General features: G+C 60.9%; 17 protein-coding genes. 8 read left to right on the forward strand and 9 right to left on the reverse strand.

What is annotated here, in order from left to right:
• On the forward strand, window positions 1–749 hold a 749-nt coding region (locus K0U62_06890; protein MCH9801238.1), incomplete at its 5' end, for a phosphoglucomutase, alpha-D-glucose phosphate-specific.
• 160 nt (window positions 750–909) lie between these two features.
• Window positions 910–1542, forward strand: coding sequence for a hypothetical protein (locus K0U62_06895; GenBank protein MCH9801239.1), 633 nt, complete (start codon window positions 910–912; stop codon window positions 1540–1542).
• A 15-nt stretch (window positions 1543–1557) separates the two neighbouring features.
• On the opposite strand, the gene K0U62_06900 is transcribed toward K0U62_06895, so the two are convergent.
• Window positions 1558–2748: a DUF2183 domain-containing protein gene (locus tag K0U62_06900; GenBank protein ID MCH9801240.1), complete on the reverse strand. Its 1191-nt coding sequence runs from the start codon at window positions 2746–2748 to the stop codon at window positions 1558–1560.
• Window positions 2749–3137: 389 nt separating this feature from the next.
• Between K0U62_06900 and K0U62_06905 the strand changes: the two genes are divergently transcribed.
• Together K0U62_06905 and K0U62_06910 are read left to right on the forward strand one after the other, a co-directional pair.
• Window positions 3138–4508 (forward strand): FAD-dependent oxidoreductase, encoded by a 1371-nt coding sequence (locus K0U62_06905; GenBank protein ID MCH9801241.1) that lies wholly within the window; start codon window positions 3138–3140, stop codon window positions 4506–4508.
• A 133-nt stretch (window positions 4509–4641) separates the two neighbouring features.
• The gene (locus K0U62_06910; GenBank protein MCH9801242.1) at window positions 4642–5409 is read left to right on the forward strand and encodes a CDP-alcohol phosphatidyltransferase family protein; all 768 of its coding nucleotides are present in this window, start codon (window positions 4642–4644) and stop codon (window positions 5407–5409) included.
• Here K0U62_06910 and K0U62_06915 read toward each other — a convergent pair.
• The 5 genes from K0U62_06915 to K0U62_06935 form a co-directional block, all read right to left on the reverse strand.
• Window positions 5406–6434 carry a hypothetical protein gene (locus K0U62_06915; GenBank protein MCH9801243.1) on the reverse strand — a complete coding sequence of 343 codons (1029 nt, stop codon included), beginning with the start codon at window positions 6432–6434 and terminating at the stop codon, window positions 5406–5408. The two genes, K0U62_06910 and K0U62_06915, sit on opposite strands and share 4 nt — an antisense overlap.
• Window positions 6431–8272, reverse strand: coding sequence for a CDP-alcohol phosphatidyltransferase family protein (locus K0U62_06920; protein MCH9801244.1), 1842 nt, complete (start codon window positions 8270–8272; stop codon window positions 6431–6433). The genes K0U62_06915 and K0U62_06920 overlap by 4 nt, the downstream gene beginning before the upstream one ends.
• 6 nt (window positions 8273–8278) lie before the next feature.
• The gene (locus K0U62_06925; protein ID MCH9801245.1) at window positions 8279–9085 is read right to left on the reverse strand and encodes a hypothetical protein; all 807 of its coding nucleotides are present in this window, start codon (window positions 9083–9085) and stop codon (window positions 8279–8281) included.
• Window positions 9082–9873 carry an ABC transporter permease gene (locus K0U62_06930; protein ID MCH9801246.1) on the reverse strand — a complete coding sequence of 264 codons (792 nt, stop codon included), beginning with the start codon at window positions 9871–9873 and terminating at the stop codon, window positions 9082–9084. The genes K0U62_06925 and K0U62_06930 overlap by 4 nt, the downstream gene beginning before the upstream one ends.
• Window positions 9874–9962: 89 nt before the next feature.
• Window positions 9963–11060, reverse strand: coding sequence for a hypothetical protein (locus K0U62_06935; protein MCH9801247.1), 1098 nt, complete (start codon window positions 11058–11060; stop codon window positions 9963–9965).
• Between the two features lie 155 nt (window positions 11061–11215).
• Between K0U62_06935 and K0U62_06940 the strand changes: the two genes are divergently transcribed.
• The 3 genes from K0U62_06940 to K0U62_06950 all read left to right on the forward strand — a co-directional run bounded on the left by K0U62_06940 (window position 11216) and on the right by K0U62_06950 (window position 17284).
• Window positions 11216–13699: a CDP-glycerol glycerophosphotransferase family protein gene (locus K0U62_06940; protein ID MCH9801248.1), complete on the forward strand. Its 2484-nt coding sequence runs from the start codon at window positions 11216–11218 to the stop codon at window positions 13697–13699.
• Between the two features lie 187 nt (window positions 13700–13886).
• On the forward strand, window positions 13887–14585 hold the full coding sequence (locus tag K0U62_06945; protein ID MCH9801249.1) for an NTP transferase domain-containing protein: 699 nt from the start codon (window positions 13887–13889) through the stop codon (window positions 14583–14585).
• On the forward strand, window positions 14582–17284 hold the full coding sequence (locus tag K0U62_06950; protein MCH9801250.1) for a bifunctional glycosyltransferase family 2 protein/CDP-glycerol:glycerophosphate glycerophosphotransferase: 2703 nt from the start codon (window positions 14582–14584) through the stop codon (window positions 17282–17284). The genes K0U62_06945 and K0U62_06950 overlap by 4 nt, the downstream gene beginning before the upstream one ends.
• On the opposite strand, the gene K0U62_06955 is transcribed toward K0U62_06950, so the two are convergent.
• Window positions 17262–18569, reverse strand: a complete 1308-nt coding sequence (locus tag K0U62_06955; GenBank protein MCH9801251.1) for a nucleotide sugar dehydrogenase — start codon at window positions 18567–18569, stop codon at window positions 17262–17264. The genes K0U62_06950 and K0U62_06955 overlap by 23 nt on opposite strands.
• A 110-nt stretch (window positions 18570–18679) precedes the next feature.
• The gene (gene wecB / locus K0U62_06960; GenBank protein ID MCH9801252.1) at window positions 18680–19729 is read right to left on the reverse strand and encodes a UDP-N-acetylglucosamine 2-epimerase (non-hydrolyzing); all 1050 of its coding nucleotides are present in this window, start codon (window positions 19727–19729) and stop codon (window positions 18680–18682) included.
• Between the two features lie 202 nt (window positions 19730–19931).
• Here wecB and K0U62_06965 point away from each other — a divergent pair, with 202 nt between their 5' ends.
• On the forward strand, window positions 19932–21746 hold the full coding sequence (locus tag K0U62_06965) for a glycosyltransferase family 2 protein (protein ID MCH9801253.1): 1815 nt from the start codon (window positions 19932–19934) through the stop codon (window positions 21744–21746).
• Window positions 21747–21800: 54 nt separating this feature from the next.
• Here the strand turns inward: K0U62_06965 and K0U62_06970 are convergent.
• A partial coding sequence (locus tag K0U62_06970; GenBank protein ID MCH9801254.1) for a glycosyltransferase occupies window positions 21801–22689 on the reverse strand: 889 nt, incomplete at its 5' end.

Here is a 22689-nt window from a genome sequence, read left to right on the forward strand (position 1 = left end):
ACATCGCCACTGGCAACGATGCAGATTCCGATCGACACGGCATTGTCACTCCAGACGGTGGCTTGATGAATCCCAACCATTTCCTGGCGGTGGCCATCGACTACCTCTATCGCAACCGTTCCGACTGGCCAGCAGCCGCCGCAGTCGGCAAGACCGTCGTCAGTTCATCGATGATTGACCGAGTCGTTTCCTCGTTAGGCCGGCGCCTCGTTGAGGTCCCCGTGGGATTCAAGTGGTTCGTGCCGGGGCTGTTGGACGGGTCGATTGGCTTCGGTGGTGAGGAATCGGCAGGTGCCTCCTTCCTGCGGTTCGATGGTGGGGTGTGGACTACCGATAAAGACGGCATCATCTTGGCGCTGCTGGCCTCTGAGATCCTCGCCAAGACTGGTCGCAGCCCTTCCCAGATCTACGACACCTTCACCGAGCAGTTCGGGCGGCCGACCTATGCTCGGGTGGATGCTCCGGCGACCCGAGCAGAAAAGGCGAAGTTGAAGCAACTCTCCCCCGATCAGGTGTCAGCCTCCCAACTTGCCGGGGAACCGATCACCGCGATCCTGACGAATGCGCCGGGGAATAACGCGCCGATCGGTGGTCTGAAGGTCACCGCCGACAATGGCTGGTTCGCAGCCCGCCCGTCTGGCACCGAGGACGTCTACAAAATCTATGCAGAAAGCTTCATTGATGACGCACATCTCACCCGGATTCAAGAGGAGGCTCGCGCAGTGGTCGCGGCGGCATTGTCCGACTGACTAGCCATCGGATGCTGCGTCAGGTCCGCGTCAGTTGCACTACCAGTTTCCTCGCCCTCCCGAAGCAGCGAAAGACACGAGCAGGTCGCAGCGGCAGCACTAAAGATCAATCAATGCTGAGCCCTCAGCGATTCCGGCAAAGCCTGGCAAGATCAAGCATGTGCCCGATGTCAGCGGAGTTGATGACGCAGCCTCAAAGGCTGGTACTACCGCGCCAGCAAATCGCTGGTCGATCGAGCCGCAGCAGATTGCTGCGGACTTGACTCGTCGATCACCGCAGGCAGATAGCGCTCTGCTCGTCACCATCGACGGGCCTGCCGGTGCGGGCAAGTCAACCTACGCTGCCGAACTAGCCACAGGGCTAACGGAATTGGGATACCCAACCGCCGTCATCGCCATGGATGATCTCTACAACGGTTGGGACGGCTTACTCGATCCCGAACTGGCGGACAATCTCCGGAGTTGGCTAGTGCACCCGTTACAAACTGGGCAAGCCATCCGGCACCCAGTATTTGACTGGACTCAAGGACGGTACGGGGCTTCGCGCGAACTGCCTAACGTCAGCGCCTTGATCGTTGAGGGCGTCGGAGCAGGACACCCAGCGCTCGGTGATCAGGCCGAGATCCGGCTGTACCTAGAAGCAACGCAATCACTTCGCAGTGAACGGCTGCAGCATCGACCTGGGCCTCCCGTTGACGAGTGGTGGCCACAGTGGCAAGAACAGGAATCGGAGTACTTCAACCAACACGACCCAGCAACTCAGGCAGATTGGATCATCACGTCAGAGTTCTAGCCGCAACCGGGCAGGCTAGAACAGCGCACCAATCTCGGTCTCGACTTCCTCGATGGTCACCTCGTCGCACAAACCCATATCCACCGCATCGTTGGCCGCCTCCAGCGCATTGTCAGCCGCCAAAATCGGGATTCCCTCCTCCCGGAGGTCCGGTATCCGACGTTGCAGTTCAGCCATCCGCTCCTCGGATTTCTCGCCCGCCTTGACGATCAGAATCCACTTGACTGCTTCTGGATGCTCCCGGGCAAAATCGACGTAGGTGTCGGCGTCGTGTTGTCCGGCATCCCCAATTAGAACCATCGGCAGGTCGGGGTAGCCAGCGTGCAATCGTCGCAGCGTCTTTTTCTTGTGCCCCACCCCTGACCTGCGCAGGTATTTCTCCGTAGGACCCCAGTCAGTGAGGAAAAGTGGCCCGCGCGGGTAGCCGCGCAGCTGCAGAAACTGCACCAGCATCTCGTAGAAGGCCCAACTCCCCGTCGATAGGTAGAAGAACGGCGGCCGAGGAGGCAGTTCACCAGTGTCATCCACCACGCCACGCTCCAGCCCCCGGTACAGCGAGGACATCCCGTCCACCGGGGATCGGGAATGCGCATTGCCCAGCAACGTACGGCGAACCGCAGCGAAACCCTCATTCAGGCCGGTGCGCAACACCGTGTCATCAATGTCGCTCACCACCAGGAACGGCGATCGGGGCGACGGCTGCAGGACTCGACCGGTGTCACTGAACTCACTCAAGCCCTCCTCCTCCGGCACCGTGTTCACTGAAACCTGATGCCAGCCCGGCTCCACATCACCGACTGGCACCTTGGCTGCCGCAAAACCATGCCGGTCGGTCACCGCCTCAGCCATGGCATCACCCATCCGAATCTGAACCTGAACTCCGGGGAAGGGCAGCACTACATGGCGCCGAAGATTGGTATTCATCACCCGCAGATAGTTCAAGGAACTATCGCCATCCTCGGGAAGTTGTGGCGCTTCAACGACACGCAAATGAACCCGGGCCACGCCCTGCGATACCCAACCGCGATGTACAACCAACTGGACGCCGCGCAACGTGCCGTCCTCCACCCTTGCTGAGTAGCGCCGACTGATCCACCAATCCTCGACACCAGCGACTCGCTCGGCCGTGGTTGGGCTGCGCAGCACCTCTTCAGCCTTGTCACCGGCCTTTCTCATGGCCTTTTTCGGCAATTCTCGCGGATCCATGTGGTCAGCATGCCTCGGTGTAGCCCCTGATGCGCCCTCAATCGACAGATCGCGGGCCGGAGGGCCAGGGAACTTCGACAGGTGTGGCTGGGGACTCCTCTCATTCGCCATCGTGGTGGGCTGGACTAGCCTCCGACGGTCGGCGCTAGCAGCTACTGGCGGATTCTGCTGGGCGAGTCCACGGACTCGCTCCGACATGGAGGCCAAGCAGCAGCCCGCTACCCGCGGCTGGGAACGGCCGCGCAGCGCGTAGCACCTACGCACCTCCCACACGAAACCCGAAACCACCAGCTGCTGCGGCGAGACCGCAGTGGGTGTTGCTGCTGGTATCTGCCAGGTAGCGTGATCAGTGACGACCGTCTTGAAACTGCGGTCGCACCGGAGGATCCTTGCATCACCAGTCCGACACCGTCCCCGACCTCAGCAGACGATCAGTCCTCGCTCTAGGATTGACAGCCGCTGCTGGAGCGGTTGCCTGTTCCCGTGGAACTGTCAGTTCGCGGGCGTTGCGGACCACTGATGAGGCGCTCGTCAGTGCCTGGGATCGCGATCCTTGGTCTTTGGGGTCTTACTCGGCAATTCCCGCAGGCACCAGCCAGCGTGTCCGTCGGGTTCTTGCCGATACCGTCGTTGAGCAGCGCCTAGTTCTGGCCGGCGAATACGCCGACCCGGACTACCCGGCGACGGTGCACGGAGCGTACCGATCAGGGCGCCGGGCCGCGCGGCTACTTGATCGACAACTGGGCCCACCGAGCCGGAACCAGCCGGTCATCATTGTGGGGGCCGGGATGGCCGGGTTGGCTGCGGCCGAGTACCTGCAGAATCGCGGCCACCTAGTTCGAATCTTTGAGGCAAGGGACCGGGTCGGCGGGCGCATCCACACCGTGGCTGACTGGGGAGTACCCGTCGAAATGGGCGCGACGTGGGTTCACGGTGTGACCGGCAACCCGGTCACAGACCTGGTCCGGCGAGCCGGTTGCGGTCTCGCCAAGACCCGTTACAACGATCTCTCCGTGCGGACCCGCGATGGCAGACCAATCACGTCGTTCCGACCCGCCCGCAGACTGCGCTCGCTACTGGCCAAACTCGAAGAGGGTGGTTACCCGGCCGCTTGGTCCGTCATTGACGCACTGCGCCGAGCCGGTTGGGACACGACCGGCCCCCGGCGCCGCTACCTGCTGAACTCACTCATCACTCAGGAATACGGGTTAGGACCCCAGCAACTAGGCGTGCGAGCACTGAGCGAGGGTCGCTATGACTATCCCGGTGGCGACGCGATGGTCACCGGTGGCTTTAGTCGGGTGCCAGAGTTACTGGCTGGCCGGCTCAACATCACTCGTAATACGCCGATTAGTGCTGTGACTATCGACGGCGACCGCGTCTCCGTACGAACTGCCGATGGCAGTGTCGTACCCGGCACTGCCGCGGTCGTGGCTGTCCCGTTGGCGCTATGGCAGGCCGAGCAGCCGGCGATTACACCGCTGCCACGTCCGACGGGGCAGGCACTCACGCGGCTTACTACCGGACACTTGGAGCGAGTGGCGCTGTCGTATTCGGCTCGATGGTGGCCGAATCGAGAAGTCCTGGGAGTGGTCGGATCACCACAGCAACGGTGGAGTGAATGGTTCGATCTGACCGACAACCTCGGGCGGCCCGCACTTGTCGGTTTCTCCGCCGGCAAGTCAGCACTCTCGCGACCGACTGCACCGACCCGATGTGCCGATCAAGCGCAGAAAGTCCTGCAGCGGGCCTTCAAGTAGCTCGCCGTCACATCGAAGTACCCAGGGAGCCATCGCTGGCTCCAGCAACGATCTGCGAAGATTCATCCGATAGCCAACGGTTCGCGGGAGGGCACATGCCACTCAGCAAGGGACAGCGCTGATGTCAGACCGCATGTCCGTGGCAGAAATCCGTCGAATTGGTCAACCTGACAGCATCACAGGACGACGCACTGCTGAGCACTGGAGCGCTTCGCTGTATCTGCGTAAGTGGTCGCCCTACGTCACCTGGGCACTGCTACCTACCGGGATCAGCGCCAACGGTGTCACGATCCTGATGATGGTGGTCGGCTGGGCGGCAGCCGCGGCGCTCTTGATCCCCGGTATTCCCGGGGCTTTCCTTGCCGCTCTGTTGGCGCAGGCGCAAATGCTGGTTGATGCCAGTGATGGTGAGGTGGCACGAGTCCGGGGCACCACCGGAGCCAAGGGCGTCTTCCTCGACAAGATCGGCCACTACACCACCGAGGCACTGATTCCGATCGCGTTGGGGCTGCGCGCTGCTGGCGAACTGGATGTCGCCAACCCATGGGCCTATGCCGGCGTGCTGCTCGCAGTGATACTGCTGTGGAACAAAGCTCTCAACGATATGGCCGAGGCCACCCGTTACGCAGCGGAGTTGCCCAAACTGGCCGACACCGGCGAGAATACGTCGCCTGGCACCGGGACAATGGCGACGCTGCGGCGGGCCGTTCGGTTCTTCCCGTTTCACCGGATCTACCACTCGGTGGAGATGACAATACTGATTCTCGCTGCGGCTCTCCTAGATCTCTTGCTAGGTGATTTGGTCGCAACCCGCGGACTGTTGATCCTCTTGCTGCCACTGTCGCTGCTGGCCACCGTTGGACACGCGCTGGCCATCGTCAGCAGCCGCAGGCTGCGCTAAGGGCGCCAGCCCGCCGCGCTCGCAACGCCCATGGCCGCGAGATCCGCCGGAAATTCAGTGACCTCGACTGGATCAGCCCCAGTTCGCGCTTCCAACATCCGCCGAGTTGGGCCACGCAGATCAACCCCCGAGCGCCGGAGCCGGTTCAGATCCTTCCGTTGCCGTTTCAGGGCTTCATCCAGCGCCCATTGCGGCGTGTTGATCCGGGGTTCGTCAGCCGGTGGCTGTCGGTTCTCCACGATAATGCGAACCGCACCGCGACGGATATTCCCCGAGTATGCTTTCCAGCCAATAGAACCAGCTGCCAAGAGATTTACTTGTCGCAGCAGTTCTGCTTCCGGAGCGGTCAACGAACGGTTGCTGGGTCCGCCCTCGTAATTGCGAGATATGACTCCAGCGGGAACATCGACTAGCTCCGCTACCGTTCGATCCACGAGCTGCCGATCATCCGGATCAAGAATTACAGCGGTGATTCGCTCTGGAGGTACCACCGAGGTCCATTGACGAATGATTCTGGAAAAATTCGCCCTTGACCAGAAGCCCGGGGTGTACGGCGAGTGCCCTGGACCCAAAATGGCCTGCAACCATTCACCGTAGCCAACCTTCAGCCCCCCCTTCAGGTACTGCTGCCAGGAACTGGGCAGTAATTCTGTGAGGGGTCGCACCACGATCAACACGTGTACTCGCGTCCCACCAAGACCATCGACAACCTTCGCGATGTTCTTCGGCGCCATCTGGCCGAAGAACTCGCTACTGACGATTGCGCGACCGCGATGTCGACGAATGCTCCGACATAGCTGGCGCCATTGTCGTGGTTGCGGTAGCTGCGCCTGATCACCAAAACCGAAAGTCCGCTCGGCGACTGCCCGGGCAGCATTGTGATGAGCGTTCGCAGATCCCGGGTAGATGACACCAAGTGGCTTGAGTTCGGGTCGCGCGTCAGCCAGAGCGGCCTGGAGTGCAGTGCTGCCAGTCTTGTGCACGCCGACATGGAGCAGAACGCGATCACGCGGAACTGAACTCACCGGGCATTCCCCGCAGTTGTGAGCGTGGTTTGCCGCACCCATTGCAGCGATGCGATTCCCACGGCGGTTATTGCCAGCACACCGGCCAAGATCGGCAGGGCGATACCGAAGACAACCATCCCCGCGAGTACTAGCACAGCCATGACCGCTAGCCTCCCATCCGTTCCCCCGCACATGATTCGAACCCAACCGGGTGCCGGCAGACCCGCAAGCGCCCGGTAGAGCAGATCGTACCGATGGAATGCCACTACCCCGGCCACGGCGAAGCCCCACGGAGCCAGCTGCGGATCGAGCGCCGCAGTGGCGGCGAGCCAGCCCGCTAGTTCCACCACAGCAAACACCGACGGCAGCAGCCAGCCAAACCGGAATCCGACAAGCCAGCGGCTAGCTGAGGGGAGCAGTACCGCAACGACAAGCAAGGCTGCCACCGACAGTGCCGTAGGCAGGGTCAGCAAGGCCGTAAGCCAAGCAACCATGCCGAGCACGAACAACGGACCAGCCCAACCGGCACCCGGAAATCTCCCCAGCAACAGTGTGATCGGACCAGCATCCAACTGCGGATCCACTACGTCGGCTCCCACATCAGTGCGCGACCAACTCCTCGTCCGCAGGAACCGGCCAGCCAGGGCATAGCAGGCCGAGAGTGCACCCAGGACTAGCAGTACGCCGAACGTCCACCACGGGCTGAGAAAAGCGGCGGTGACCGAAATGATTAGCCAACGCTCACCAATGGGCAGAAAGATGACCTTCTTGATGCTGCGCAGCAACGGGCGGCGGTTGAGGTTGGTCGCGACCGCGACAACTCCTCGATATTGGTTGCCAGTATCGGCCGTGTCAGACAGCGGCCGCGTGATCCCGGCAGTCTCTCGACGAACCTGGACCTGATGAAACGTGTAGTCACTCAAGTGCCGAGCGGTCTGCAGCGTCATGGTGGCCCCGGCAAGCCACCAAATGTCACTGCCAGCAGCCCAGGCACCCGCAGCAAGTCCGGCGTAGGCGGCGTATTCCTTGATCCGGTCGGTGGCGGCATCCAGCCAGGCGCCAACGGTGCTGTAGCGGCCAGTCAGCCGGGCTACTTCACCATCCGAGCAGTCGATCACAATCGACACCTGCAGCAGTACCGCTCCCAGCACCAGAGCCCACCGCTCACCAACCGCGAAACTCAGTGCAGCGACCAGCCCAACGATCAGGGAAACGATGGTGATCGCGTTGGGAGACCAACCCCTACCAGCAGCGAAGCGGCTGAGCGGTTTACTTAACCGCCGCAGCACCGCTAGCGAGTACACGCCGTCATCAGCTCTCGTGGCCCGAGTCAACTTGATCCGGTCGGCTTCTTGGGCAGTGAGTGGTGGCGGCTCAACCTGAAGTGACCACGGCCATGGATCAACGGGTTCGGCCCGAATCGGGATTCCCGCCCGCACCAGGACTATCACTAGCCAGGCAAAACAGCGCTCTGGCATTACCTCGGTGGGCAGTTCTGCGGCGGCCGCTTGAAGCGCGATTGCTGCTCGCTGCCGATCGGCAGCAGCTAGTCGCAGCACCCCGATCGCCTGCGCGTCCGCCGCTGAACAGCTGTGCCGATCAGTGACCACATCCACCACCCGGTGGTGCAGTACCCGAACGTCTGGTTCGGCCTGAGCGCCGGGAGTAGCGGTCAGTGCGGAACTTCCACCTGGCCGAGGAGCCGCAATATCGGCCACGGCAGCCGGCGGAAGCCGCACCTGATCTGACACCACCAGGACTGGGTCATCTCCATGGCCTAGTTCCTGGGCGACCTGGGCAAGCGCCGCGGCGACCGTAGCGGACGTCGACAGCGAAATCACACTTGTGGCAGCCACCGCGACTCACATGAAGGTTGTGTCATCGTCATCATCGTCTTCCTCTTGGAGCAGCCGCTTCTTCTCTTTTCGAGCAAAGCGATTCTCCTGGGCCCATTTCCGCAGCAACTCGACAGCTTCGACTGTGGTCATCGGCACGAGTTTGCGGCGGCGGATCAGCAGGGCGCGTGACGCCAGTGTCGAAACCAGCAACGGGTCACTGTCGTCCAAAATCAGCGCGACCCCATCCGCCATCAACTCTCGTAGTCTTGGCACACACTGGGCTTTGAACTCGACGGACCCAACCATTGCCATATTCTGCAGGCCGAGTAACCGCGCATCCGTGGAAGTGCCAGCTGCGAAACTCAACTGACGCAGTTGGCTACCGTCCAACTCCTCTACTGGAAGCCAAGGCTTTTCCGCCAAGCCCGCCAACTCCATCACGTCATCAATCCGAGCATCCACCTGCGCATCCGTCATGCCATAGATGCCAGCGAGCATCCGCCCCGCTTGGCCAATGCTCAGCGATTTCAGTTTGCGCTTGGTGGGACGGGTCAGCATCAGCGCTTCGCCGCGGCGGCGGACAGAGCCCTCATCTGGCGTGATCAAACCGGCCATGAGTCGCGTGAGCGATGTCGCTCGGTCGCCACCACTAGGATCCAATAGGGCTACGCATTCGCCAGGCTGGATCTTCGCAGTCGCCCCCCGAAAGACCCAGTAGTCCCGAAACTCACCCTTGCCCATCACCATCGGAATCTTCTTGCGGGACCGCCTTCGATTCTTTGAGCGCAGCGCCTGCACACCGGCGTCCTCGAGGTTCACGAGTGGCTTCACGACACCAGCCTCCGAACCTCATTCACCCGCAACTTCAGCAAGACGCTGCCGGTGATGAAGATCGCCGCAATGACCACAATCGAGATCATCGCGTCTCGAAAAGTTGGCAGTGCCTCGGGCCAGATTGTCGCCCGATACAGGTCAAGGACGAAGTGAAAGGGGTTGAGGTAGAGCCAGGCCTGAATGGGCTCTGGGAAATCTTTCCCGTTCCACAGAATCGGACTAGTCCAGAACAGCACCCTGGACATGACCGTGAACAGGTAGGCCACATCCGGCACTCGAAGACCAAGCGCTGCACCCAGCATCGCAACACCGGAACCCAACAGGTACTGCACCAGGATCGCAACCGGCAGCAGCGCGATACCCCAAGTAATCGATGCGCCGAAGAGGATCATTAGTGCAAAGATCACCGGAATGCTGATCAGGAACTCAGCACCAGCCGCGTTGACGACGCGTATCGGCCACACCCACACCGGTAGCGGACTGCTCATCAGCATCTCGCCGTAGCGCTTGAACACCTTGGGGCCCTTATTCATGCACCTGACCAGCCATTGGAAGGGCAGCAGGCCGGTCACGATGTAGATCACGAACGGATCTAGTCCGATCGATTCCGCCCGCCCAGATCTAATGAACGAGAAGACCACCCAAATCAGCAACGCCAAGGCGAACGGTTCGGCCAGCGCCCAGATGACACCAAGCCGGTAGTTCTGAAATGACGACTTGACGTCCTGCCGGGCCATGAGCCGCAACAGTCGCCTTCGGCGGACTAGATCACGTATTTCAGACACCGCTGCGCCTTGGCCTTATCGCAGGACTGAGGTCAGGGCACGGCATGGCTTGATCATAGGGTGCCGGGGGCCGGTAAATCCGCAGTTCGCTAGCGCGGTCGCGACAGGCGCCGCTTGATCCGCCGCCATTGCGAGTCAACTCGCTGCGAATCCGGAGCGGGGTTCCCGAGCCGCTCCGTTGCCAGCAGCGCACCTGACACCGCAGCAGCGGCAGAACTAAGCGCGATACTGACTGGCGGGGCAGCATCTGGCGCGACGAGTGAAGGCTTGCTGGCCAACAGGGACAAGTCACCCACAATTTGCGCTCCCGAGCCGGCCAGCTGCTCTGCTTGCTCGCTGCCGAGGCGGGTCATCTCTTCCGCCACCGGCTGCGGCACTGGAATTCGCGGGTCACTGGCGGAGTCCGCCCGGCTAGTTGCCGGGAACATTCCCAGCCGCACCAAGTTGCGGTAGTAATCCCGAGTCAGCGTCTCATGCGTGGCTTCGTTGACCAACCGCAGCAATTCTGCGGCTGGGAAGGAGAGTGATTCGTTCTTGCGGGAGTCTTCACGAAAGTGCAGTGAGTCTTCTGCCAACGCCAACAGCCGCTCCGTTAATCGAAGCAGTCGATTCGGTTCCGCTTTGTCCGACACGACGACGGTGACGTTTGCCGTGCCCACCAGATCTCCCCAACGCCTGACCTGGGTGACGAAGTCATTGCGCCGCCAAAAGGCTCCTCTCCCCGCCGGGGCATCCGCCAGCACTTCAGCAAGCCAGTCAGCGTAGGGAGTGCTCATTCCCCGCTTGAGGAACTGCTGCCAGGTGGACGGCAACAAGGCAGCCAGCGAGCGCACCGTTAGCAGCACCCGAGTGCTGCGACCAGCACCTAATTGGTCCACCACCGACCGCGCCTCAGCGTCATCGCAGCCACAAAGATTTTCACTGCTCACCATGGCGCGACCTTGGTGCGCGACCACGTCACCCACTAAAGATGTCCAACTTGGATTCTGAGTTGCTGCCAGCTCGCGTAGTGGTTGAAATCGCCAAGAGTGCGGACCCCGGTATAAGACGTCGGCTGGCGCTAGCACTTCGGAACTGTGCCGCAGCGCATCCTGCAGCGCGGTTGTGCCCGTCTTGAAGACGCCAACGTGCAGCAAGAGGCCATTCTCGGCAATCGGCATTACCAGCGATTCGCTGTCAGCGCCCATTCCATCTCCCAGGCATAGATCGAGGGTGGAGTGTCGAAGCACCCGAATCCACATGGCACCCTATGGTGAACGTACCAAGTTCGTTCTGGATCCGGCTTCACCGACCATCAGACGCCGCATCTGGAGACGCGGTTGATGTTCTCGAAGGAGTGCCCATGAGTCGATCTGATCGCGTTTCGCGATTGGCGCGGCGATTGCGACGGGCCGGCCGCGCGGAACTTCGTTCGGTCTGGCGTCGCAGGCCCCTTCGGTCCGACACGGTGCTGTACGAATCGTTTTCCGGGAACGGCGTGCTCTGCAACCCGGAAGCTATCTTTCGCTATCTGCTCGACCACCCGGATTTCCAGCATCTGTCACATGTCTGGGCGGTCACCAACCCCAGCGACCCAGGCATACCTGCGGCCTACCGGTCTCATCCTCGGGTGAAGTTCATCAAGCACAAGTCGACCTCCTACTCCCGCTACCTGGCTACGGCCGGATTCTTGGTCAACAACGCAACCTTCCCGCAGGAGTTCAGCAAGCGGCCGGGCCAGATCTACATCAACACCTGGCATGGCACGCCATTGAAAAAGATGGGGTACTCGTTGCCCAACGGAGCTGCGGGGGCCCGAAACATCGTTCGTAACTTCGTCGCCGCTGATTACTTGCTGAGTTCAGGGCCATTCATGACCCAGCAGATGTACGCCGAGGACTACCGGCTGCGCAACATCTTCAACGGGGTGATTCTCGAAGAGGGACTGCCACGTACTGACCGGCAAACTGAACCGGGCGCACGCGAGACGGCTCGGGCGCTGCTCGCTGACGCAGGGCTAGCGGTGCCCGACCGACTGGTGGTTTACGCCCCAACCTGGCGAGGTGAATCCTTCTACAACCCCGCCGACAGTTCGGCCGATGTGGCCAGCGCACTAGCCGAGATCGAACGCGGGCTGCCCGCTGGCTGGGGGGCCGTGGGCAAGGTCCACCAAGTGGTGCACTCAGCTGCTGCAACTGCGGGGCACCTGCAGCACAAGTTGGTGCCGAACAGCATCCCCACCAACCTGCTGCTAGCCGCTGCCGATGTCCTCGTCACCGACTACTCGTCCATCTTCATGGACTACTTGCCACTCGACCGGCCGATCGCCTTCTATCTCCCGGATCGTGCCAACTACGAAGACAGCCGCGGGCTATATGTGAACATCGACGAGCTGCCCGGCCCGATCGCAGAGTCAGCTGGCGAACTCGCCAGTGTCGTTGGTTCGATTGCCAGCGGTTATGGCGAGCAGACTTCAGATGAATGGCATGCCCGCCGGGCAGACTGGACTGCCCGATTCGCCCCCCATGAGGACGGCGAGGTAACCCGTCGGGTGGTGGACGCGATCTTCCGCGGCCAAAGATCCGATCGAGCTGTCGACATCTCCTCCGACGGGCGTGAGCGAGTGTTGATTTACCTGGGAACGCTCAAGCCCAATGGCATATCCACTTCTGCGTTGAACTTGTTGGCGAACATCGACTACGAACGCTTCGATGTTTCCGCTTTCTACCTGTTCTCACACAAGCCGGACCAGGCCCGGAACATCGCAGCGATTGAACCGCACGTCCGCCACCTTCCTTGGGTCGGCGGCATGAACGGTTCGAAGGTTGCCCACGCCCGCCGAGATCGGTTGCAGCGCCGCGGTATTGACTCCGAGATCCCCAGCCAAGAGTTCCCGCTCTCCCAACTGTTCGAAGACGAGTGGCATCGCTGTTTTGGCGATGCGAAGTTCGACTACATTCTTGACTTCAGTGGCTACGGACCACTGTGGGACTTCATCCTGCTGCAAGGCAAAGCGAAGAGTCATAGCGTCTGGCTACACAACGATATGTACGCGGATGCGCGGCGAGAGGTGCATGGCGAACAGCATCTGTTCGAGAAACTTCACAGCGTATTTACGACCTATCGGATGTTCGACAACCTGGTTTCTGTTTCCGAGGAGCTGGCCCGGGTCAACTCGGAAAACCTCGCAACCTACGCACCTCGCGACTCCTTTACATTCGCTCACAACACCATGGACCACGAGAAGGTGCTGCGGTTAGTGGCGGCTCCGAGTGAACCCGACCCAGCGGCCGAAGGCCCGCCGTGGCGCTGGCGACCTAGCCGGGAAAACGAGCAAACGTTTGTGACCATCGGGCGGCTGTCCACCGAAAAGAACCACGAACGTCTCATCCGAGCATTCGCCCAGGTGCACGAGGAGAATCCGAATACGCGACTGATCATCATAGGTACTGGGCCGCTCGCTGATTTCCTGGCGGACTTGGTGTCCGGGCTGGGACTGGATGACTGTGTTGAACTGGCGGGTTTCCAAGCAAACCCCTACCCGGCGCTAGCTGGCTCGGACTGCTTTGTGCTCTCCAGTGATCATGAGGGGCAGCCCATGGTGATCCTGGAAGCTTTGACTGTCGGTGTTCCCGTGGTCACGACTGATTTCTCCAGCAGCAGCAGTGCACTGCCGGACGGGAATGGTCTCATCGTTCCTCGTTCAGTAGCCGGAGTTGCCGACGGGATGCGGGCGTTCCTGGCGGGTGAGGTCCCCTATCGGGAGTTCGATCCAGTGAGGTACAACCAGCAGGCCATGCGGGAGTTTTACCGCGCCATTGGCGCCGAGCAAGTTCCCAGCGACTGACTGATCAGCCGATGTTGGCTGGAGAAACTTCTAGCGGAGGCGAGGCTGCGCCCGGCACACCGTGGTCGGGCCCCGGGAATAGTCGAACCTCACCGGAAATTCCGCCACGGGCGAGTCGCAGTCACCATCCCTCGGAACTGCCCGGGTTGGGCGATAGCATGCGACGAGACATCGATCTGGGAGCACTATGAGCCGACAAGTCGTTATTCTGGCCGCCGGAATGGGGACTCGACTCGGTCGTCCGTTTCCCAAACCGCTCACCGAGTTGAGCGGTGGTCACTCGATCATGTTCCAGCAGATATCAAAACTGCGGGAAGCTATGCCGGGCATTCGAATAACAGTTGTCGTCGGTTTCAAGCGAGACCTCATCATGGAAGCTTTCCCGGATGTGTTGTTCGCCTACAACGAGCTCTACGACCAAACCAACACCTCAAAGAGCCTGCTGCGAGCGTTGGAGCTTTCGGCTGAGGGCGGGGTGCTGTGGCTCAACGGTGACGTGGTCTTCCACGTCGGAATCCTGGAACGGGTTATCCCGCTGATGGAACAGGACAGTAGTTTCGTCTGCGTCAACACCGCGGCGGTCGGTGATGAAGAAGTGAAATACACCGTTGACGAGTCAGGCAACATTCGTGATCTTTCCAAGCGGGTGACTGATCCACTCGGCGAAGCCATCGGTATCAACTTCGTTTCAGCCAAGCAAAAGGCCATGCTGATTTCGGCGCTGCGAGATGTCGACGATAACGACTACTTCGAACGCGGGATCGAGGTAGCTGTCGCTGAGGACAATGCCCAGTTCCAGCCCGTAGATATTTCTGATCTATATGCCGTCGAGGTGGACTTCGAAGAAGATCTCACCCGGGCCAAGAAGTTCGTCGACGAATCGTGACCGCAACGCCAGCCGTCAGCGTCGTCATCATCTGTCAAGACGACGCTGAGCGGCTCCCTTATGCAGTCCACTCAGCCATGGCGCAGTCCCTGACTGACATCGAGATCATCGTTGTTGATCACGGCAGTACCGACGACTCCTCTGCCGTTGCCGAATCACTGGCGGCAGCAGACCCGCGGATCCGAGTCATTACCTTGCCCGATCGAGCGGGCAAACCTGGTCGTCCGTTGAACGCCGGATTCGATGCTGCCCGCGCGCCCTGGGTTGTCGCTATTGGCAGTGACGACAAGGTTCGCCAGACGGGCTGCGAAAGTCTGCTTGCCGCTGGCGAACAAGCACAGGCTGACCTGGTCATCGGTGGGGTACTGCGGATCGACATGGACTCCGGCGAACGCAACCGATGGATGCCCGGGGTGACGTTGAGATCGCGGGTTGTGACAGATTTCGCGCAACTACCGGAGATGTTGCGCGACACCATCGGCGGTTCGAAGTTGTACCGAAAGGCGTTCCTTGACCGCAATGACATCAGATTTCGAGAGGACATCTACTACCAAGACCAAATCTTCACCGCCAAGTGCTACCAGGCCGCCGATACTGTCGCCATCACGTCCTCGCTGGTGACCAACTGGCGGCGATGGTCCACATCAGATCGGAAGTCGATCACCCAACGAAAGTCTACGATCGAAAACCTGTCAGATAGGTTCGAAGCTAACCGCGAGATCGACGAAGTACTGGCCAAACATGGCCGACAGGACATGCTGCTCACGAAGCATAAGAAGTTCCTGACTCACGATCTCGGAATCCACGTCAAGGACCTGGAAAACACCTCGGCCGAATACCGGCAATTGTTGGTATCGCTGACCCGCGCTTACATGACGGACATCCCGGAGGAAGTCTTCGACGGTCTGCCGCTGAATCGCTGGGTCATGCTGCAGTGCCTGCTAGCCGATCGACTCACCGAGGCGGAACAGGCGGCAGGGTCACATTTCAATCAGATGTTGATCGAGTGGCAGCGCCTCAGTACTTCGGCCGGTGACTACGTCATACCGCCCGATGTCCCCGTCGAACCAAATGACTGTTACCGAGTAGACAGCTACCGACTGACCGAGATACCTGGCGGACTGCTGCCCGCGCGCGGCTGGATCGAACTGACACCTGATGGCGATGGCTTCGCGGCCACCGTAACGGTCGAATCCCCCGGTCGAGTCGACATGAGGGACCATAGCGCTGCCGAACTGCAACTGCAGAACCCACTGGACGGCACTTTCTGGAATCAACCCCTCGGTTCGGTGGTCAACCAGGAGGGCGATCGGTGCACGTGGAACTCGCACATTTCCACCAAGGATCTCAACCACACCTTCGGCCGGGGTGAGACGACGTTGTCGCTATACGCCGGTTTTCATGTCGGCGGACCCGGCTACTGGCGAGTTCGCCTGCGGCCAGCTCAATCGCTCAACGTCTCGCCCGTGGATCCTGCTGCGCAGCAATGGCAGATCAGCGCCGAGGACACCCAGATCGTGCTGAGCAGGTCAACAACGGCCAACTGGCGGGAACGCCTAGCGGAGCGCGTTGACCGACGGCGCTACCCTGACGTGGCCACCCGAGATCCCTTCGAGGAACTCACGCAAGCACAGGCCGCCGACTATCTGAGTGATCATCGCAGTCGACCACGATCGAACCATGTCTTCTTCGAATCATTCGCAGGTCGACGAGTTGACGGTGCGCCTTGGGGATTGTCCGAGGCGCTACGCCGCCATCGACCCAAGTTCGTGCAGGCCTGGTCGGGCAACCACAGCGCCATCTTCAGCCGGCCGACAGGAACGCTGGCCGCCCCTCGTTTCACGAGACGCTACATCGACCTACTGGCCACATCTGGCGTCTGGGTAGACAACGGCTGGCTGCCGTTTAATCCGGACGGGCGGACCTTCCTACAACTGGGGCACGGCGTCCCACTTCCGCGAATCACGCCGCCCGGCCAGCCACCTACCTGGACCCACCTCGTGACCTCCGGTGACTACACCTCCGAGTGCCTGCGAGACGCGTACGGCTCCTCGATGACGTTAGTGGCCAGCGGGTCTCCCGCCACAGACACGCTCGTGTCCCCCGGGGCACACGAACGCAGATCCTTGCTCCGGAGCAGGTGGGACGTGGCAGATCGCACCGTCGTGTTGTTCCTGCCGGCTCTACGATCAGGACAGATCGCACCGGAATTCCGCGTGCCCAACCTTCATCAATTGGCCAGCGGGTTAGGGTCCGACTTCTATCTCTTCTTTCGGGAGCACGACGACGATGCGACCGGGAGGCGCACTGCTGGCGTTCCCGACGATCTGCGCTGGTTCGCAAGCGGAGTGCGACCTCGAGGCCAGCTAGCCGACTATCTGCTCGCGGCAGACATTCTGATCTCCGACTACTCCAGCGTCATCGTCGATTTCGGCTGGACTGGGCGCCCAGTCATTCACTACGCCCCCGACCAACAGTTCTATGAAGACACCGATCCAGGGACGTATGTGAAACTTGACCAGCTAGCTGCCGGACCAGTCGTCGGAGACGACGAAAACCTTGTCCAGGCAATCCGTGAGGCCGCCACTAGCGTCGACCCAAATCCAACAAATTCCATGAGCCGTCGCTTCAGTGAAGAACTTGCTCCGCTCGATGCGCTCTCGTCAGGTGAAGAACTTATCCGGCTGATGGGTTGGTAGCTCCCTGGCCCAGTGCCAGCACGGTGGCCTGCGGGAATCGGTCGGCCGCCAACACCCGCCGACCGTCCAAAATGGTGCGCGCCGGCAGATCGGTAGCCACCAAATCACGGTAGGAAACATGGTCCGCTTGCACAACGGCGGCATCAATCGCCTCCCCTAACGTATAGGGGGAAAAGCCCAATGATCGCAGTTCCTCATCTGTGTACATCGGATCGTGAACGACGACTTCGGCGCCAGCATCCTTCAAGGAAGCAACTGCCGAAAAGACCCCGGAAAATGCCGTCTCCTTGACTCCGCCGCGATAACTGGCGCCAAGCACTGCCACCCGCTGCCCAGCCAGTGACCCATGCACTTGCGCGAGCAGGTCAACTGCATAGTTCGGCATGCCCGCGTTGGCCTCTCTGGCTGCTCGCACGATCGTCGCTTGCGGATCGTTCCACAGATAGAAGCGGGGATAGATCGGAATGCAGTGGCCACCGACCGCGATACCCGGGGAGTGAATGTGGCTGAAGGGTTGTGAATTGCACGCCTCGATGACCAGATCGACGTCAATCCCGTTCGCGTCGGCAAACCGTGCGAATTGATTGGCCAGCCCGATATTGACATCGCGGTACGTGGTCTCGGCCAATTTTGCCAATTCCGATGCCTCGGCAGTGCCCAGATCCCAGACCCCATTGCCTTGGCTGAGGTCCGGTCGCTCATCAAATTGCAGGACGTCTTGGTAGAACTGCACACCCGCAGCAGTACTCGCGGCATCCACGCCACCCACCAACTTCGGATAGGTACGTAGATCGGCAAAAACTCGGCCGGTCAGTACCCGTTCCGGGGAGAAGACCAGTGAGAAGTCGGTGCCGGGCTGGAGACCGGAGCCAGCAGCCAACATGGGCCCAAACCGATTCCGAGTGGTGCCCACGGGCAGCGTGGTTTCGTAGGACACCAAGGTTCCTGGCTGCAGCCCGGCCGCTATGGATTTGGTGGCGTCGTCCATCCAACCGAAATCAGGATTTCCCTCATCGTCGACGAATAGCGGAACCACGACCACCACTGCCTGGCTTTCCCGTACTGCTGCTGCGGTATCGGTGGTTGCCTGCAACCGACCATCGGCCACCACCTCTGCCAGATAGTCGTCCAAGTGCGCTTCCCCGGGAAACGGCGCTAACCCCTTATTGACCGTATCGACCGTGTCTTGGTTGACATCGGCGCCGATGACCTGGTGTCCCGATCGGGCGAACTGAACGGCTAGGGGTAGGCCAATCTTGCCCAATGCAACAACAGTGATCTTCACGCTGCCTCCTCGCTATGTATGACTGTACGGTTCGACCCAATACTCTCTAGCAACAGTCCCGGCCATCGAATGTCACCTGCCCCCAAGCCCGGCACATTTGAGCCTGCCGGCTACGTCTCCAGCAACGCTGCTGCTACTCGCTCAGCAGCTTTCCCATCCCCGTATAGATCGCGAGTATCGACATTCTGTGGCGCTGGATAGAGCCATTGCTGCGGGTTTTGGATCTGCGGATCGAGCGTGTTCCAACCCGTCTCCAACAGTTCCACCCACTCGGTCTCGGTGCGCACTGTGGTGCACGGAGTACCGAGCAGATAGGCCTCTTTCTGCAAACCACCGCTGTCGGTCACCACTCCCGCAGCTGCTGCAACGGCCGCCACCATTTGTGGATAGCGGTAGGGCGCAATAGTGCGCACTGCACCCGCAGATAACTCGATCCCATGTTCTGCGGACTTACTCACCAGCCTGGGGTGAGCAGCTAGGACAACCGGGACCGGCTGCGACTGCAATCCCGAAACGATGGCTCGCAGCCGTTCAGGAGAGTCAGTGTTCTCCGCTCGGTGGATAGTGGCCATGATGTACGGCTGCTCCGCACTAACCCCATCGGGTAGCTCCAACTGCCCCGAGCGCGCGACCTGTAAACACACGTCGGCCATCACGTCGCCAACAAGCTGGCTGCGGCCAGCCAACCCCTCGGCTGCCAGATGACCCATCGCGGTTTCGGTGGGGGCCAACAACAAATCCGATGCGTGGTCAGTCAGGACTCGGTTGTGTTCCTCTGGCATCGCGCGGTTGAAGCTCCGAAGCCCCGCTTCCAAGTGGGCCAGCGGCAACTGCAGTTTCACGGCCACAATGGCCGCGGCCAGAGTGGAATTCGTGTCACCGTAGGTGAGTACCCAATCGGGTCTGATCTCAGCCAATGCGGGTTCTAGCCGCTCCATCATCTGCCCGGTTTGTTTGGCGTGGCCGGCAGAACCCACCTCGAGGTTGAGATCTGGAACCGGAATAGTGAGATCGTCAAAAAAACTCTGCGACATGCGTTCGTCGTAGTGCTGTCCGGTGTGCACGATGACGTGCTGGGCGCCTGCTCGGTTCAGGGCAGCAGCTACCGGAGCCAGTTTCACAAACTGCGGTCGGGCACCCACTACGCTCAAGATCTGCACCCGCCGACTCTACCGCCACCGGTGGGGTGCAAGGTTTCGGCTGCGGCGGAATCCCGTCGGGGTGGGTTCCCGGTCGATACAGTGAGGCTGCTGGGCTGCTCATCCCGTTTCCGGAAGAGTAGACGAGCGAAACCGGAGGACGATGTGAGTAAGGCGCCATCCTCAGCCCCGACTCGACCGACCCGCCGTCGGGTGGCGGTTCATGGCTAACCTTGTGCGCCGAGCGCTCGGCAAGATGATTTGGTTTGGTCGTCGGGCGGTCCCCCGCCTTGAAGATCGATACGCCGCACTGCCGGCATCGACCGCACTGGCACCGGGTAGCGATCTTGCGGAACACCGCAGCCGACTGTTGAGTTACTACACGGGATTACGTGCGGTGAACGCCGGGCTTCCCGCAGACCTGCACCTGACCGTTGAAGTGGACGCAAGGAGTTCGACCGCTGAGCAACTATTCGAAACACTCGCCAGTGTCAGTTGGCAACTCACAGCCGACTGGCAAGTTCGCATCTTCGGAGCACTCGACGAGCAAGTTGTGACGGTAGCGGAGCGATTCCAGCGCCGTCACGCCGCACAGGTAGCCATCGCCGCCGACCCCAGCGATGACCGGCGAAGGCTCGCCAGTGAGCAACCAGCAGGACTCACGATTCTGGTTGATGGTCGGGATCGACTCTTGCCGCAGGCACTCGTAGAGCTGCGTCGCTGGCGGCACTGGGATCGCCAGTCCAACGAACAAGCCCCAGCCCTGATCTATGCCGATGATCGGTTGATTGACGAGCAAGGGACGCCGGTCGCTGCACCACGGTTTCGACCCGGTTGGTCGCCATTGCTGCTGCTGCAGCAGAACTACCTCGGTAGGAGCCTGGTGCTCCGCAATGATCGGGCAGCTGACCTTTCACCAGCGGCCACTAGATGGGAAGTCGCGTTGCTAGCTAGTCGCGACCCAGCAGATCGAGTAGTGCACATTCCACAACTGCTTTTCCAACAGCGATCAGAATCAGCTACGGATCATGGTGTCGTTCCCCCTCCCAAGGCTGCTCTGGCGGAATTCTGTGCGGCCCGCAACTGGCCGCCACCTGAAGCGGCTACCGCCAATCCGATGACCTTTCCGATTTCCGAGCCTGCCCCCACTGTGTCGATCATCATCCCCACTCGGGACCGCCCCGAACTCCTGGCCGCCTGTCTGGCTTCCATCCGCGATCACACGGACTATCCGCAGCTGGAAATCTTGCTGGTGGACAACGACAGCAGCGATCCAGCAGCGCAAGCTGTGATTGATCAGGCCGCCAGGCAAGAAAACGTCCAGGTAGTGCGCCACCCCGGTGAGTTCAACTTCGCCAGTATGAACAATCGGGCTGCCGCCACCGCGCAAGGTGAGTTCCTGGTGCTGCTCAACAACGACACCGAAGTCATATCGGCCGGATGGCTGGACCAACTGATCAGCCTCGCCAGTCTTCCCGGTGTTGGTGCCGTGGGGCCGCAACTGCGCTACCCCGACGGCACGGTGCAACATGCTGGCTTGGTCGGACTGGGAGCGAACGGGACCGGACATGCTTTTGTAGCGGCAAACCCCGACGTGCTCGAAGCATCCGGCCTGCTGAACCACACCCGTGAGGTCCTCGCCGTGACCGGGGCTTGTCTAGCAATCCGCAAGCAGACCTACTGGTCAGTGGGCGGGCTCAACGAGGATCTGATCCCCAACGACACCGGGGACGTCGACCTGTGCCTACGCCTGCGCGCAGCTGGACTCGTAAATGTCTACTGCCCTGCGGCGGTGCTACTACATCGGGAGTCGGTCAGCCGCGGCCCATCATTCCTGGGCTTCGAACGCAACTACCTGAAACAGATGTGGTCGAACGACATCCTTAACGACCCGTACCGCAACGCCAACCTGGAAGCGACCAACCGGATGCGACCCGACCCCCATTTCCCGGTCCCCGACATCCCGGAACCGCTGGCTGGTCAGTGGCTAGCGGCCGGGACGGTGCCGGCAGATCCCCCCATCACGCGAACTCACTAGCACCAGCGCACCACTTATTGCGGCCCCCTGATCGCCGCCGGCTCAGAACAACGGTTATTCCCTGTCCCCGGATCCGCCGTCCCCTTTACTGCGCCAACGGGATACCCGTTCTCGCCCAAGCACGGCGTCCGCAGTCTTGCGAATACCTCGCCGAGCTCCGGTCTCCAGCGTTTTACCCGCGGTTGCCGACCAGCTGCGTCCCCGTGGCAGGTTGATGGGATCACTGGTGCGACTGCGATGCATCTCCCACAGCGATTTGCGCCATTCCTCGGTGCTTAACCCCGCAGCGTCTACGTCAACAGTCACCCGGTGACTCACCTGCGGTGTGACCCCTGCAGCCAACGCCCGCAGCGATAGATCAAAATCAGCCGCGATGGTCAGGTCGGTATCGAAGCCACCGAGATCGCTAAGTAACCGCTGCGCCATAAAGGCACCTTGGTGGAAGACCGGTTGCCGACCCCAGGCGAAGTCTGTGAAAGCGACAGCCGCTGCGGCCAGTGGTCGGGTGGGGTTTCGATCTTCATCCACGAATCGGACGCGGGTTCGCAGCCAGGCTGTTCCAGTTCGCAGTTGGGCTAGTGCCCAGGCCAACTCGTCACTGCTGGTGTAGGTGTCACCAGCGTTCAGGAACTGAATGTGTGAGCCATGTGCTAGCGAGATCCCCTTGTTCATGGCGTCGTAAACACCCTGGTCCGGCTCACTGATCATTCGAGCGCCGTAGTCAGCCGCAGCGCCGACGGCTACCTGCCCGGTGTCATCTGTGGAGGCACCATCAACGATCAAGTGCTCCACGTCGTGCAAGTCTTGTTCTCGTAGCGACGCGAGCGTCAGCCGCAGTGCCTTCGGATCATTCCGCACGACAGTGACGACCGTCAGTTGCGGAGGGTCCTGCTTCATTTGCTCATGCCCTCCGCAGTCGACTACGTAAAGAGGCGGTACTTCG

It is taken from the genome of Actinomycetes bacterium, from assembly GCA_022599915.1.
Lineage (GTDB): Bacteria > Actinomycetota > Actinomycetes > S36-B12.

What these genes read in the sequence shown, in the direction of transcription:
- K0U62_06900 (MCH9801240.1), bottom strand. Translation starts at nt 2,748, where the DNA reads ATGGATCCGCGAGAATTGCCGAAAAAGGCCATGAGAAAGGCCGGTGAC.
- K0U62_06965 (MCH9801253.1), top strand. Translation starts at nt 19,932, where the DNA reads ATGGCTAACCTTGTGCGCCGAGCGCTCGGCAAGATGATTTGGTTTGGT.
- K0U62_06945 (MCH9801249.1), top strand. Translation starts at nt 13,887, where the DNA reads ATGAGCCGACAAGTCGTTATTCTGGCCGCCGGAATGGGGACTCGACTC.
- K0U62_06940 (MCH9801248.1), top strand. Translation starts at nt 11,216, where the DNA reads ATGAGTCGATCTGATCGCGTTTCGCGATTGGCGCGGCGATTGCGACGG.
- K0U62_06935 (MCH9801247.1), bottom strand. Translation starts at nt 11,060, where the DNA reads ATGGGCGCTGACAGCGAATCGCTGGTAATGCCGATTGCCGAGAATGGC.
- K0U62_06910 (MCH9801242.1), top strand. Translation starts at nt 4,642, where the DNA reads ATGTCCGTGGCAGAAATCCGTCGAATTGGTCAACCTGACAGCATCACA.